This window comes from Agrobacterium sp. a22-2, from assembly GCF_012276985.1.
In the GTDB taxonomy this organism is placed as follows: Bacteria; Pseudomonadota; Alphaproteobacteria; order Rhizobiales; family Rhizobiaceae; genus Allorhizobium.
Genome location: NZ_JAAXMM010000002.1, coordinates 47,788 through 60,384, shown reverse-complemented (window position 1 = coordinate 60,384; position 12,597 = coordinate 47,788). Strand labels below are relative to the sequence as shown.

Genomic DNA, 12,597 nt, shown 5'->3' with positions numbered 1-12,597 from the left:
AAGAAGGCCCGCTCCAGCCGATCAATTCCATCCATCAATGGAGACGACCATGACCCAGTCCGCCACCATCAACCGCCGTTTCGTCCTTGCCGAACGTCCCAAGGGTGAACCGACCGACGCTACCCTTCGGCTGGAAACCGCCGAGATCCCGACGCCCGGCGCCGGCCAGATGCTGCTGCGCACCGTCTATCTGTCGCTCGACCCCTATATGCGCGGCCGCATGAGTGATGCGCCGTCCTATGCCGCTCCGGTCGAGATCGGCGGCACCATGGTCGGCGGCACCGTGTCGCGCGTCATCACCTCCAACCTGTCGGGCTTCAAGCCGGGCGACTGGGTGGTCGGCTTTGCCGGCTGGCAGGATTATGCCCTGTCGGACGGCAAGGGCGTGAACCCCCTCGGTGCCAACCCCTCCCATCCCTCCTGGGCGCTCGGCGTCACCGGCATGCCGGGTTTCACCGCTTGGGCGGGCCTCAAGGAGATCGGCCAGCCGAAATCAGGCGAAACGCTGGTGGTCGGCGGTGCAACCGGCCCGGTCGGTGCCACCGTCGGACAGATTGCCAAGATCCTCGGCTGCCGGGTCGTCGGCATTGCCGGCGGCAAGGAGAAATGCGCCCATGCGGTCGAGGGGCTCGGGTTCGACGCTTGCGTCGACTACAAGGCCGGCGATTTCGTCGCACAACTGGCTGCCGCCACGCCGAAAGGAATCGACATCTATTTCGAGAATGTCGGCGGCAAGGTGTTCGATGCGGTCGCCGAGCGGCTGAACACCAATGCCCGAGTTCCGGTCTGTGGCCTGATCGCCCAATACAACGCCACCGGCCTGCCGGATGGGCCCGACCGCCTGAGCTGGCTGATGGGCCTGATCCTGCGCAAGCGCCTGACGCTGCGCGGCTTCATCATCTTCGATGACTTCGGCCATCTTTATCCGGCGTTTGCCAAGGAGATGGGCGGCTGGGTCGCCGCCGGCCGGATCCAGTATCGCGAAGAGGTGATCGACGGGCTGGAACAAGCGCCGCGCGCCTTCGTTGGCCTGCTGCGCGGCGAAGGTTTCGGCAAGCGGGTGATCCGCGTCGGCCCCAACGACTGACCTTTAAGAAACAATAGAACATTGAAATTCCCAAGGAAGGAATACCCCATGAATATCCTGATGGTTCTGACCTCCCACGACCAGCTCGGCGATACCGGCAAGAAGACCGGCTTCTGGCTTGAGGAATTTGCAGCGCCCTATTATGTGCTGAAGGATGCCGGCGCCGACGTCACGCTCGCCTCGCCAAGGGGTGGCCAGCCGCCACTCGATCCGAAAAGCGACGAAGCCGATGCCCAGACGGAAGCCACCCATCGTTTCAAGGCCGACACGGCGGCCCAGGCAGCCCTTGCCTCGACCATGCCGCTCTCCGATATCGAAGCGGCCGAATTCGACGCCGTGTTCTATCCCGGCGGCCATGGCCCGCTCTGGGATCTGGCTGAAGATGGAAACAGCATTCGCCTGATCGAAGCCTTTGTTGCAACGGATCGGCCCGTCGGCGCCGTGTGCCATGCGCCGGGCGTCTTGCGCCACGTTAGGGCTGCCGACGGCAAGCCGCTGGTGTCCGGTCGCCGCGTTACCGGCTTCACCAATTCCGAAGAAGAGGCCGTCGGTCTGACCGATGTCGTGCCCTTCCTGGTGGAGGACATGCTGATCGCCAATGGCGGTCATTATGAAAAGGGCGGGGACTGGGGCGTGCATGTGGTCACCGACGGCAAACTGGTGACCGGCCAGAACCCGGCCTCTTCGGAAGAAGCGGCCAAGGCATTGCTGGCCCTGCTCTGAACGCATCCATCCGAATAAGCGCCCGGCTGAGTTGACCTGCGGCCGGGCGCTGCCTTTGAGACGTGATCTACAACGTCTGACCGCTCAGACTGGAGCAGTCTCATCGGCCGAGGCAGGCGCTGTTGCCGAGTGTCGCAAGGACACCAGCGTGCCGGGACCAGCATCGGCAATCTCGATCACGGCATCGACCTGGGTGGCCAGGGCCTTGACGATATTGGTGCCGAGGCCGGGCTTGGCGCCATCCTCCACGGTCGGCATGCCGATGCCGTCGTCGCCGACCGACAGAACCCAGTCGCCGCCGCTGGATCGATAATCCACGACGATACGGCCGCCGCGCCCCTCGGGAAAGGCATGTTTCAGGGAATTGATCACCAGTTCGGTGACGATCAGGCCCAGGCTGATCGAGATCTCGGCCTTGACGATGCTGTCGTCCACCGTCACCGCCAGCGAAACCAGATTGCGATCATGGATCATCGACGCGCCGATGCTGCGGCAAAGGTCGTCGAAATAGCTCCGCAGTCGCACCTCGGCCACTTGCGACGTGGCCAGTTGTTTTTGCAGGGCCGCGACCGACATCACGCGGCTATGGGCATCGTAGAGGTGGCCGCGCGTCTCCTCGGATTGAATCTTGCGGGCACTCTGCATCAGGACGCTGGCAATGATCTGCAGGCTATTGGCCACCCGGTGCTGCAACTCCTGCAACAGCACGGCCTTTTCCCGCACCAGGTCGTCCTTGGCCTTCTCGTTGTGGCGAGCCGCAGTGACATCCAGAACCGACAGCAGAAGACGGATATTGGCACCGTCGGGATACTCGATCTTGTGAGCGTTGATAACCAGATGGGCGGGCGGCCGGTCGAGACGCTTGAGCGTCATTTCATACCCTTCGACCTCGGCATAGCCTGATGCCGTGGCGCGCAGCAGCGAATCCAGCTGCGGCACGTTCCATTCCCCCGCCCCCAGATCCGCCATCGGCTTCCCGATGGTTGTAGAGGAGTTGATGTGGAAGGCACGGCAGAAGGATTTGCTGGCCGCGACAATCAGCAGATTGCCATCCAGCATCAAAAGCGGAGCATCGGAAGACAGAATGACTTCCAAGGCAAGGTCGAACGCCCGTATCGGCGGCGGCGGTGGTGGGGCAATGCCGGTCATATCGTACCCCTTCGGGCAACGGAGGCTTTCGGAGCGAAAGCAAAGCAAGGGGAGATTTCCCCATGCTGGATCGGACCCAACAACGGGTCCGCAGCTCCTCATTGAGGTAAGGTTACCACAGCAGCACACGCGAACCTAAACAATAGCATGACCATACGCGAAATGCTGCATTGCGAATTGACGGATGCCAGATCCGCCGCAAAGGCGCGTGCAACGCCGATTCCACTTTAACCTCTCGTTCAGTCCCGCGGTCTATCGTCGCCAGCGTTTCAAGGAGATGTCATGACGACATATTTCGCGACGGCCATCAGGGCCGCGACCAAGGATGAGACGTGGGTTCTTGACACCGGGACGTCGCTCTCGACCAAAGGCACCGCAATCGACGCGGCGGGCATGACGACCGGCCAGAGCTTCATCATCAAGGGCAGCCTGACCTCGACCGGCGGCACGGCCTTCGTGCTTGGCAGTTCGGCGCTTGCCGACAGCGCCACCTCCATCCGAATAGACTATGTGGCAAGCTTCACCGCCAGCGGCATCGGCATCCTGGCCTATGGCGGCGGCGTCGACTTTCTCAATATCGGAACTGTGAAGACCGGATCGACCAGCTTGAAACTGCTTGGCGACGGCAATACGGTGGAGAACGACGGCACCATGGTCTCGACCGGCGGCTCGGTAATCGTCACGGCGGGCGATGGCGATACGATTGCCAACGATGACGGCAGCCTGAAAGGCAAGGGCAATGTCATCGTCTCGTCGGGCGACAATGTGACGATTGCCAACAATGCCCTGATCGTTTCGACCATGGCGCGCGGCATCGTCTCGACCGGATCGAATGCCGAGATTACCAACAACGAAACAATACGCTCGGTTCTCGACGGCATCCGCTCGACCGGCGACGGCGCCGACATCAGCAACACCAAGCTCATCACCTCGTCGGCCGGCGCTGGTATAGCAAGCCTCGGCGACGACGCGTCCATCACCAATACCACCACCGTTTCGGGCAAGACCTACGGCGTGTCAACGTCCGGCGACGATCTGACCCTGGCCAATTACGCCACGATCAAGTCGACCGGCACCGCCGTCCGTTCGACCGGCGACAATGCGACCATCGTCAACAAGGCGCTGCTGTCGGGTGACGTGGCGCTGGCGATATCCGGCGACGGCAGCACGGTCACCAATACCCATATCATCAAGGGTATATCAGAGACGAAGGCGGCGATCATCGTCTCCTCGACCGGCGACACGACCTTCAAGACGACCGGATCGGTCCATGCCGCCTCCGGCGTGGTCTTCCAGTCCGGCCAGGGCACGGAGACCGTGACGAATAGCGGCAGTCTGTACGGCGATGTAAAGCTCGGCGCCGGCAACGACACCTTCATCTCGCTGAAAGGCGAAGTGACCGGAACCGTCTATGGCGGCGCCGGCAACGATCTCTACAAGATCGGCATCGATGCGACGCTAAAGGAATATGCCGGCCAGGGCGTCGACACGGTGCAGTCGACGATCAGCTGGGCGCTGGGCGCCAATTTCGAGAACCTGACGCTGATCGGCTCGTCGAAGATCAACGGCACCGGCAACGGCCTCGACAATACGATCATCGGCAACAGCGCCGCCAATGGTCTGACCGGCGGGCGCGGCGACGACGTGCTGACCGGCAGCGGCGGCGCCGACACCTTCGTCTTCGCCAGCCTGTCCGGCGAAGACACCATCACCGACTTCCAGAACGGCAAGGACCACATCGACCTCACCGGCTATAGCGGCATCGACGATTTCGGCGATATCTCGTCGATCAGAACCGTGCAAGGCGACACTGTCATCACCCTGTCGGGCGGCGACACGATCACGCTGGAGGATATCAAGGCGGCGACGATCACCGCCGATGATTTCCTGTTCTAGGTCGAAGAACTCAGAGCACCACGACGTTGATGTAGTCCGGAAAGATGTCGATGCAGACATCCGGGGTGCCGTTGACGATGGCATCCTCGGCATCGGCATCGATACTGCCAGCCCGCAGCCAGCTTTCGAGCGCGGCGCGATTGGCCTTCGAGCTGAAGGTGGAATCGTCTTCGTCGCTCGGGTCGCGCTTGCCGAAAGCGTGGAAATTGGCGCGGTCCTGGCGGATGATCGCCGCCGCATTGTCGAGCGGATAGCCGTCGGAGGCGAAGTGGTCGCGCTTGCCCATGGTCGCGCAATAGCTTTCGATCGGGTCGCTGGCTGTCTGCGCGGACAGAGGACCGGATACGAACAGGATGGCGGACGACACCAGCAAAGCCGAAACGATTGTTTTCATTGTAATCCCCTAATGCAACGTGGCCGCATAAATGCACGTCCGCGACGGTCCGTCGACGGGATTTTTTGGGCAAAGCCCCACAATCATTGCCTATTGCCAAGAATAGTCAGCGGCACCGGGCCATCAGCCTTCCAGCTTCAGTTCCATGGCCGCAAGATCCAGCCAGCGGCCGAATTTGGTGCCGACTTCGCGGTGAATGCCGACCAGACGGAAACCAAGGCTCTCGTGCAGACGGATCGAGGCGGCATTCTCTGCCTCGATTGCCGCTATCATCACATGCACCTTGGCCGCCCTCGCCCGCTCGATCAGCGCCTGCATCAGCAGCCGGCCGATGCCGCCGCCGCGGCAGTCCTTGTCGACATAGACGGAATGCTCGACCGTATGGCGATAGCCGTCAAAGGCGCGCCAGTCGCCATAGGAGGCATAACCCGCCACCTGTCCGTCCCGCTCCGCGACCAGAACCGGAAAGCCCTTGGTACGGCGCAGATCCATCCAGGACCGGCGATTGTCCAGATCCACCAGAACCTCGTTCCAGATCGCCGTCGTATGTTCGACGGCGTGATTGTAGATATCACGGATAGCGGCAAGGTCGGCCTCGCCGGCATCACGGATCAGGACAGAAGAAGACATTGACGAATTATCCATTAAGCTTGACGTTCGTCCACTTTATAAGACGATTTTCGCACCTGTCCAGCGTCGGATGAAAATTCGCGCGATGCCGATCTGCAGAATATCGATAATCAGGCACCGTGGCTGAAGGCAGTCAGCACGGCGGAATAATGCACCGCAGCGGCTGTTACCACGAAACCGTGCCAGATGGCGTTCTGGAAACGCAACCGCTCCCAGACATGGAAGACGACGCCGGCCGAATAGATCACCCCACCCACGACGATCAGCAGCATGGTGACATAGGGCAGGTTCTGCGAGATCGGGCCGATGGCCAGAGCGCCGCTCCAGCCCATGCCGAGATAAAGCAGGATGGCGAGCCGATCGTAGCGGCCGGGCACCAGGCATTTCAAGGTGATACCCGCCGCCGCCATGACCCAGATGCCAATCAGCAATGCCAGCACGGCCGGATCATGGGCGCCGCGCTCCAGAAAGGGCGTGTAGGTGGCGGCAATCAGGATGAAGATCGCCGAATGGTCGAACCGGCGCAGGAACCACTTGGTGCGCGAATGCGGCCACATATTGTAGGTGAAGGACACTGAAAGCGCGATGACCAGCCCGAGCCCGTAGATCCAGGCGGCGGCCAGTTCGCCATAGCTCGACCAGACCGTGGCATAGAAGATCAGCACCGTGGCACCGATCAGCGCAAACACGACCCCCACGCCATGGACGATACCATCGGCGACCAGTTCGCTGACATCGTATTTCCGTCCGAAGCGGAATTGTTCGCCCATTGTCTTGCACCCGCCATTGCCGATGACACCCCTCGTAACGGCCATCATGAGCCAATTTATGGCCATCGGCAAGATCGTCGACAATGGCTCGGAATCTCACACCCTTGCGCGACGCGGAGCTTTCGCCTAGCCCTTTGAGCGCACACGTTAAGGAGCTCCCCATGCGCTTCACCGTCCTTTCGACCTTTTCGGCCCTGGTCGCCTATACATGGTTCTTCGTGAAGGTCGCCCGGGCCCGCCAGCAGTTCGGCATCAAGGCGCCGAAAACCACGGGTGACGAGAATTTCGAGCGGATTTTCCGCGTCCAGCAAAACACCGTGGAGCAGCTGGTGCTCTTCCTGCCGGCGCTATGGATGTTCGGATCTTATGTCTCCGATCCGATCGCCGGCTTGCTCGGGCTCGGCTGGACCGGGGCGAGGGTCCTCTATGCGGCCGAATACTACGCGGACGCGAAAAAGCGCGGCCCGGGAGCCGCGCTGTCCTGGTTGATCTCGCTGGTTCTTCTGGTCGGCGGCACGGTCGGCGCGCTTCTTTAGAAAAGCGGCCGATCAGAGCTCGGCAGCGCATTCCTGGCAGAACGGCGTATAGGGTACGGCCGCTAGGCGCTCCGGTGAAATCGCCTGACCGCATTTGACGCAGGTGCCAAAAGTGCCGTTGGCAATCCGGTCGAGGGCGGCATCGATGGCCTTCAGTTCATTCTCGCCGGCCTGCCCCATTTCCTCGAGTACCTCGTCGTTTTCGGTCTCCGTGGCACGGTCCTCGTTGTCGGCGCTCTTCTGCCGTCCGAGATCGTCGTCGATCCTGTGCAGACGTGCGTTAAGCTCGCGCTGCCGGTTGCGCAGGATGGTCTCGTATTTCGCCATGTCCATTCCGGGTGTTTCCTCGTTGTTCTTATCGCTGAAGATAGGGCCCTGCCGTCACCGGTCAACAAGCACCGAGCACTTGGAATGGCGCACGACGCGATCGGCTGTGGCGCCGATGAAGTAATTGGCAAAATCCGGCACATGGGATGCGATGATGATCAGGTCGGCGGCATGCTCGTGGGCGGCCGCCAGGATTTCCCGGGCCGGCGCGCCGCTGCGCAACTCGACGCGCGCATCAATGCCGGTCTTTTCCTTGAGTTCCACCAGCTTGGCCTTGCCGTCCTTGATGGCATTCTCGATGATGTCGACCGGCAGGTCGATGGCCAGGTAGCCCGGCATGTCCTCGACCACGGTCAGCAGCACGATCTGGCCGCCGGCATCCAGCAGCGTCGCCGCCTTGCGCAGGATCTTTTCGCCCTTGTCCAGAGCACCGCAATCGACCGGAACGATGATTTTCTTGTACATGTCGCTCTCCTTTTGGCAGCGGACCGAAACGCGCTCCGCCGTTCCTCTCTGGCTGGACTATTCCACCCAACAGCACATCGCTGCATTGATCAAGATCAAGTTCTGGACCGCCGCATCGTCAACAATCAGCGAACGATGATTTGACATTATGCGATCTTCCGTGAACACCGAGGCGGTGCCATATTGGTGTCAGCACAGACGATCCAAACGCCGGCTTTCCGGCAGGGAGACGACACAATGTCCATGACACATCAGAGTTTTGCGCTCACCCGGCCGGTGCATGTCGGGCAATCCCATCTGGTGGTGCGCGACCTCGATACGGTCGCCGCCTTCTACCAGACCATCCTCGGCCTGCAGATCATCGAGAAGAGCGCCAGCGGCGTTGTCCTCGGCGTCAATGGCGCGCCTCTGCTGACGTTGACGACACGAGCGGATGCGGCAAAGGCGCCGCGGACCGCCGCAGGCCTGTTCCACACCGCCTTCCTGATGCCGGATCGGGCAGCGCTTGCCCACTGGATCGCCCATATCGCCCATAACAACGTGCAACTCGACGGCGCTTCCGACCATCTGGTCAGCGAGGCCATCTATCTGTCCGACCCGGAAGGCAACGGCATCGAAGTCTATGCCGACCGGCCGGTCGAGGACTGGACCTTCCATGCCGACGGCACCGTGGAGATGGCGACCCATCGCCTCGACCTGCAGGCACTCTACGACAGCGCTCCCAAGACGGTGTGGCAGGGCATGAAGGACGGCACGGCGATCGGCCACCTGCATCTGCAGGTCGGCAATATCCCGCAGGCCGACGCCTTCTATGAAGGCGTTCTCGGCCTCAAGAAGATGGCCGCCTATCCCGGCGCCAGCTTCTTTGGAGCCGGCACCTATCACCACCATATCGCGGCCAATATCTGGAACAGCCGCGGCGCCACGGCCCGCAGCGGCGCCATGACCGGTCTGTCGGATTACACCTTGCGCTTCAACGAACCACCGGCGCTGGAAAAGGCGCTTGCCGCCCTGGAAACGCTGGAAATTCCGGTGACGCGTATCGCCGAAGGCCATGCCCTCAAGGATCCCTGGGGCATCGGGCTGACGCTGGTTGCCTGACACCGGAAAGCCTGCCCGAAAAAATCTCACGCCCGGCGGAACCGGGCGGGCCCCGCCGCGTTGTTCCGCATCGCAATCGGGGATGGCTGACAATGGACGACAAAGCGACCGGGGCGGACATGCCGCGCGATACGCACGCGCGCGCTGCAGAAAAGGCCGGTCGTAATCACCGCAAGACGATCCATCGTGTCCGGATTCGCAAATCCGGGCTCGATCTTGCCTTGGTCTGGTCCGTCATCGGCATTTTCCTGATCATGGCCGTGGCGGCAATTTACATTGCCAAGGCCGTCCTGATGCCGATTACGCTGGCCGTGGTTGTCGGCCTGATCCTTGGACTTGCCGCCGACCGCCTTGGCGAACTGGGCGTGCCGCCCATGGCCAGCGCCTTTATTCTGTCAACGCTGTTCGCGCTGATCGTCATTCTGGGGGCCAATGCGCTGCTGACGCCGATGGCTGAGCTTGCGCAAGAGGCGCCTGCTATGGCCGAGCGGGCGATCGAACGCTGGGTGCCGTATCTCGAAAAGATCGAGTGGCTGCACATCACCAGCGCCACCTTTCGCAGCGGCCCCGTGTCGATCGAGGCCGTGCTGCAAAATACCGGCAGCATCTTGTCGACCGTGGCCAGCAATGTCACCCCGGCGATCGTGCAGGGACTGATCTTCTTTGCCGCCCTCCTGCTGTTTCTCGGCAGCCGGCTGGCGATCCGCAAGGCGCTGATTATCGGCTTTAGCGACCGCGCCAGACGGCTTGCCGCCATCCGCACATACAATGCCATCCAGACAGCGCTCGGATACTACTTCGCCACCGCCTCGCTGATCTATGCCGGCGTCGGTCTGTCCATGGTGCTCATCTCCTGGATCGGCGGCCTCCAGATGCCGATCCTGTGGGGCTTCTTCGCTTTCCTCTCCAGCTTCGTTCCCTTCCTGGGAGTGACCATCATGACGCTGGCGCTCGGCGTCGCCGGCATGCTGACCCACGACAGTCTGATCCTTGGCCTGGCGCCGGCCGTGGCTTTCTTCACGGTGCATGCGGTGGTCGAAAATCTGGTAACACCGGCCGTCATGGGCAAGCGACTGGAAATCAACGCTTTCGCGGTCTTTGTCGCGATCATCTTCTGGACGTGGATGTGGGGCGCGGTCGGCGCCATGCTCGCCCTGCCGCTATCGCTGATCGGCATGACCGTTTTCAACGAACTGATGCCGAAGCAGCGGCACCTGCCGCGCCTGCCGGGATAGAGGGTCAGGAAACCCGGCGCTCGACCCTGTCGTCTTCGGCCGACAGATATTCGAGGACCTCGGCTACGGGCATCGGCCGGCCAAAATAATAGCCCTGAACGTAGCGCGCGCCAGCCGCCTGCGCGGCCTCCATCTGGCCGACGGTCTCCACCCCTTCGACAAGGCAATCCAGATCCAGGTTGCGACAGAGATCGACCATGGCGCGAATGATGTTGTGGCCGATCGCGCCATCGCCCAACTGGCTGACGAATCCCCGGTCGGTCTTGATCTTGTTCAGCGGAAAGCGATGGATATAGCCGAAGCTGGAATAGCCGGACCCGAAATCGTCGAGCGCGATCCGGCAACCCATTTCGGACAGGGTGGTCAGCGCTTGCCTGGCACGCTCGAAATCCGTCATCATCGCCGTCTCGGTAATCTCGAATTCCAGCCGGCCGGGCTCGATGCCGCTCTCCCGGACGATCGAACAGATATTGGCGATCGACCGTTCCGAGACGAGATCGCATGCCGAAAGATTGAAGGCGACACGGATATCGGACGGCAGGTCGGCCATGGCGCCCAGCGTCTTGCGCAACAGGGTTTCGGTGACCATCTCGATCAATCCAGAACGCTCCGCCGCCGCAATAAAGATGTCGGGCGCCACCTTGCCGAGCCGTGAGCTGTCCCAGCGCGCCAGGGCCTCGAAGCCGACGGTACGCCGTGCGACCACGTCGACCTGCGGCTGGAAGACGACAGACAGTTCGCGATTAAGATCGGTGATGCGCAGCACCTGCTCGACACGACCCATATTGCCGATGTCGGCCTCATGGCGATCGTCGAAGATGACGATGTCGCCGCGGCGGTGGCTCTTGGCGCTGTAGAGCGCATGGTCGGCGCGCTCGTAGATCTCGCTGGCCGTGCGGCCATTGCGCGGGAACTGGGCGAAGCCGCCTGAGCCGGAAATAGTGACATCCCGATCGCCGACCCGAAACGGCCGCCTGAGCGACTCGATGGCGCGCCGACCGAGCGCCAGCAACGCCGCATCTGTGATCGGCCGGGTAATCAACAGAGAGAATTCATCGCCGCCGAGCCTGGCGACCATGTGCTCCTGGACGAAAATCGATCGCAAGCGCTCGCCGACCTGAATTAGCAACTCATCGCCGACCGCGTGGCCATAGAGGTCGTTGACCGGCTTGAACCCGTCAAGATCGATAATCCCCATATAAAAAGGACCGGAATTGGCCTCCGGCTCCAGCAAGGCTTCCAGCTCGATGAAGAATCGGCGGCGGTTCGGCAGATCGGTCAGCGCATCCTTGTGCGCCTGTTCCTGCGCCTTGCCGCGCAGTGCATCGGCGAGGATCCGTGCCTTGACGGCCCGTCCGATGGCGTTACGCATCAACAGCACCATGCCGAAAGCGACGAAGGCGCAAGCAATGCCGAGCATCGCATATTGTTCGAAGATATCCGGCCCCAGGCCGTAGGCCATCCACAGCATGGTGGAAAGCGACAGCACGGCGCCGCCGATCACCACGCGCAAGGTCGCCCCGACCGTCACCACCGACATCATCGACAGGATGAAATAGGAGAGCCGCGCCGGCTCCGGGTGGAAGTGCAGGAATGCGAGGATATTGGCATAGATCAGCAGACCGACAACGGCGCTGGCCGCCTCCAACTGCCGAATACTGCGATAGTCCGCCAGCCAGCGATGTTCCGCCATGAGCAGAAGTGCCGCCGTTATCGCCGACAGGAGCGACATGACCAGGAAGCCGCCGGTCGTTTCCAGGAAATAATAGACGATGATGATGCCGCCGAAATAGGTCGCAAGCGGCGTCAGGGCCCGGGCGATGATCGGATGGATGGCCTTGGCCACTTCCTGCTGCAACAAAAGCGCATCAGCACGGCGAAGCGCCTCTTCCTCAAGCAGGATATCCGCCGCATCGACCTGTGGCACTGTCATCGATACCAGTCTCGCCACACGGCGCTCCATTCTGCCGCGCGGCGCGTCCGATCGGGCGCGACGGAACCGCGGCAATAGTCCAAATTCGCGGATATCCCTATTCGATCTAGGTCGACCGACAAGGATATGCGGAGCGCGACATGCCCCTGATCTGCCGGGCAGGCGATCCGCGTGCGCGTTCGCCGGTCATGTCCAGCATCGAGAAGAGATACAGGAGCACATTTGAGAATTGGTGAATGTAAGCGATCTAATTGACCAAACAGGTGCCGGAGGACGGCAGGCTTGCCACACTTATTTTTCCGGTCTTGACAGATATCAATTCATACCTTCAATAATTCATATATACGATAT

General features: G+C 61.6%; 13 protein-coding genes. 6 read left to right on the top strand and 7 right to left on the bottom strand.

Features of this window, described 5'->3' with window-relative positions; genetic code table 11:
- Positions 1-49 precede the first annotated feature (49 nt).
- Both HFC70_RS03525 and HFC70_RS03520 read left to right on the top strand, forming a co-directional pair.
- Positions 50-1,087 (top strand): NADP-dependent oxidoreductase, encoded by a 1,038-nt coding sequence (locus HFC70_RS03525; RefSeq protein ID WP_168471832.1) that lies wholly within the window; start codon positions 50-52, stop codon positions 1,085-1,087.
- 48 nt (positions 1,088-1,135) lie between these two features.
- Entirely contained in the window at positions 1,136-1,810 is a 675-nt protein-coding gene (locus tag HFC70_RS03520) for a type 1 glutamine amidotransferase domain-containing protein (protein ID WP_168471831.1), read from the top strand.
- Positions 1,811-1,894: 84 nt separating this feature from the next.
- On the opposite strand, the gene HFC70_RS03515 is transcribed toward HFC70_RS03520, so the two are convergent.
- Positions 1,895-2,959, bottom strand: coding sequence for a sensor histidine kinase (locus tag HFC70_RS03515; protein WP_168471830.1), 1,065 nt, complete (start codon positions 2,957-2,959; stop codon positions 1,895-1,897).
- A 282-nt stretch (positions 2,960-3,241) separates the two neighbouring features.
- On the opposite strand from HFC70_RS03515, the gene HFC70_RS03510 reads away from it, so the two are divergent.
- Complete coding sequence (locus HFC70_RS03510) at positions 3,242-4,855, top strand: hypothetical protein (protein WP_168471829.1); 1,614 nt, start codon at positions 3,242-3,244, stop codon at positions 4,853-4,855.
- A 10-nt stretch (positions 4,856-4,865) separates the two neighbouring features.
- Here HFC70_RS03510 and HFC70_RS03505 read toward each other — a convergent pair whose 3' ends face one another.
- The 3 genes from HFC70_RS03505 to HFC70_RS03495 form a co-directional block, all read right to left on the bottom strand.
- The gene (locus HFC70_RS03505) at positions 4,866-5,249 is read right to left on the bottom strand and encodes a hypothetical protein (RefSeq protein WP_168471828.1); all 384 of its coding nucleotides are present in this window, start codon (positions 5,247-5,249) and stop codon (positions 4,866-4,868) included.
- Positions 5,250-5,372: 123 nt separating this feature from the next.
- Positions 5,373-5,879, bottom strand: a complete 507-nt coding sequence (locus tag HFC70_RS03500; RefSeq protein WP_168471827.1) for a GNAT family N-acetyltransferase — start codon at positions 5,877-5,879, stop codon at positions 5,373-5,375.
- 110 nt (positions 5,880-5,989) lie between these two features.
- Positions 5,990-6,649: a hemolysin III family protein gene (locus HFC70_RS03495; protein ID WP_168471826.1), complete on the bottom strand. Its 660-nt coding sequence runs from the start codon at positions 6,647-6,649 to the stop codon at positions 5,990-5,992.
- A gap of 161 nt (positions 6,650-6,810) precedes the next feature.
- Here HFC70_RS03495 and HFC70_RS03490 point away from each other — a divergent pair, with 161 nt between their 5' ends.
- On the top strand, positions 6,811-7,185 hold the full coding sequence (locus HFC70_RS03490; protein ID WP_168471825.1) for an MAPEG family protein: 375 nt from the start codon (positions 6,811-6,813) through the stop codon (positions 7,183-7,185).
- Between the two features lie 12 nt (positions 7,186-7,197).
- On the opposite strand, the gene HFC70_RS03485 is transcribed toward HFC70_RS03490, so the two are convergent.
- Entirely contained in the window at positions 7,198-7,518 is a 321-nt protein-coding gene (locus HFC70_RS03485) for a TraR/DksA C4-type zinc finger protein (RefSeq protein ID WP_168471824.1), read from the bottom strand.
- A 48-nt stretch (positions 7,519-7,566) separates the two neighbouring features.
- Entirely contained in the window at positions 7,567-7,977 is a 411-nt protein-coding gene (locus HFC70_RS03480; protein ID WP_168471823.1) for a universal stress protein, read from the bottom strand.
- A 237-nt stretch (positions 7,978-8,214) separates the two neighbouring features.
- Here HFC70_RS03480 and HFC70_RS03475 point away from each other — a divergent pair, with 237 nt between their 5' ends.
- Together HFC70_RS03475 and HFC70_RS03470 are read left to right on the top strand one after the other, a co-directional pair.
- On the top strand, positions 8,215-9,078 hold the full coding sequence (locus HFC70_RS03475) for a VOC family protein (protein WP_168471822.1): 864 nt from the start codon (positions 8,215-8,217) through the stop codon (positions 9,076-9,078).
- Between the two features lie 119 nt (positions 9,079-9,197).
- Positions 9,198-10,313, top strand: a complete 1,116-nt coding sequence (locus tag HFC70_RS03470; RefSeq protein ID WP_246735650.1) for an AI-2E family transporter — start codon at positions 9,198-9,200, stop codon at positions 10,311-10,313.
- A gap of 4 nt (positions 10,314-10,317) precedes the next feature.
- Here HFC70_RS03470 and HFC70_RS03465 read toward each other — a convergent pair whose 3' ends face one another.
- Positions 10,318-12,264: an EAL domain-containing protein gene (locus HFC70_RS03465; RefSeq protein ID WP_168471820.1), complete on the bottom strand. Its 1,947-nt coding sequence runs from the start codon at positions 12,262-12,264 to the stop codon at positions 10,318-10,320.
- Positions 12,265-12,597 lie beyond the last annotated feature (333 nt).

Coding starts and splice junctions, on each gene's coding strand:
- HFC70_RS03525 (WP_168471832.1), top strand. CDS start 50: ATGACCCAGTCCGCCACCATCAACCGCCGTTTCGTCCTTGCCGAACGT.
- HFC70_RS03520 (WP_168471831.1), top strand. CDS start 1,136: ATGAATATCCTGATGGTTCTGACCTCCCACGACCAGCTCGGCGATACC.
- HFC70_RS03515 (WP_168471830.1), bottom strand. CDS start 2,959: ATGACCGGCATTGCCCCACCACCGCCGCCGCCGATACGGGCGTTCGAC.
- HFC70_RS03510 (WP_168471829.1), top strand. CDS start 3,242: ATGACGACATATTTCGCGACGGCCATCAGGGCCGCGACCAAGGATGAG.
- HFC70_RS03505 (WP_168471828.1), bottom strand. CDS start 5,249: ATGAAAACAATCGTTTCGGCTTTGCTGGTGTCGTCCGCCATCCTGTTC.
- HFC70_RS03500 (WP_168471827.1), bottom strand. CDS start 5,879: ATGTCTTCTTCTGTCCTGATCCGTGATGCCGGCGAGGCCGACCTTGCC.
- HFC70_RS03495 (WP_168471826.1), bottom strand. CDS start 6,649: ATGGGCGAACAATTCCGCTTCGGACGGAAATACGATGTCAGCGAACTG.
- HFC70_RS03490 (WP_168471825.1), top strand. CDS start 6,811: ATGCGCTTCACCGTCCTTTCGACCTTTTCGGCCCTGGTCGCCTATACA.
- HFC70_RS03485 (WP_168471824.1), bottom strand. CDS start 7,518: ATGGACATGGCGAAATACGAGACCATCCTGCGCAACCGGCAGCGCGAG.
- HFC70_RS03480 (WP_168471823.1), bottom strand. CDS start 7,977: ATGTACAAGAAAATCATCGTTCCGGTCGATTGCGGTGCTCTGGACAAG.
- HFC70_RS03475 (WP_168471822.1), top strand. CDS start 8,215: ATGTCCATGACACATCAGAGTTTTGCGCTCACCCGGCCGGTGCATGTC.
- HFC70_RS03470 (WP_246735650.1), top strand. CDS start 9,198: ATGCCGCGCGATACGCACGCGCGCGCTGCAGAAAAGGCCGGTCGTAAT.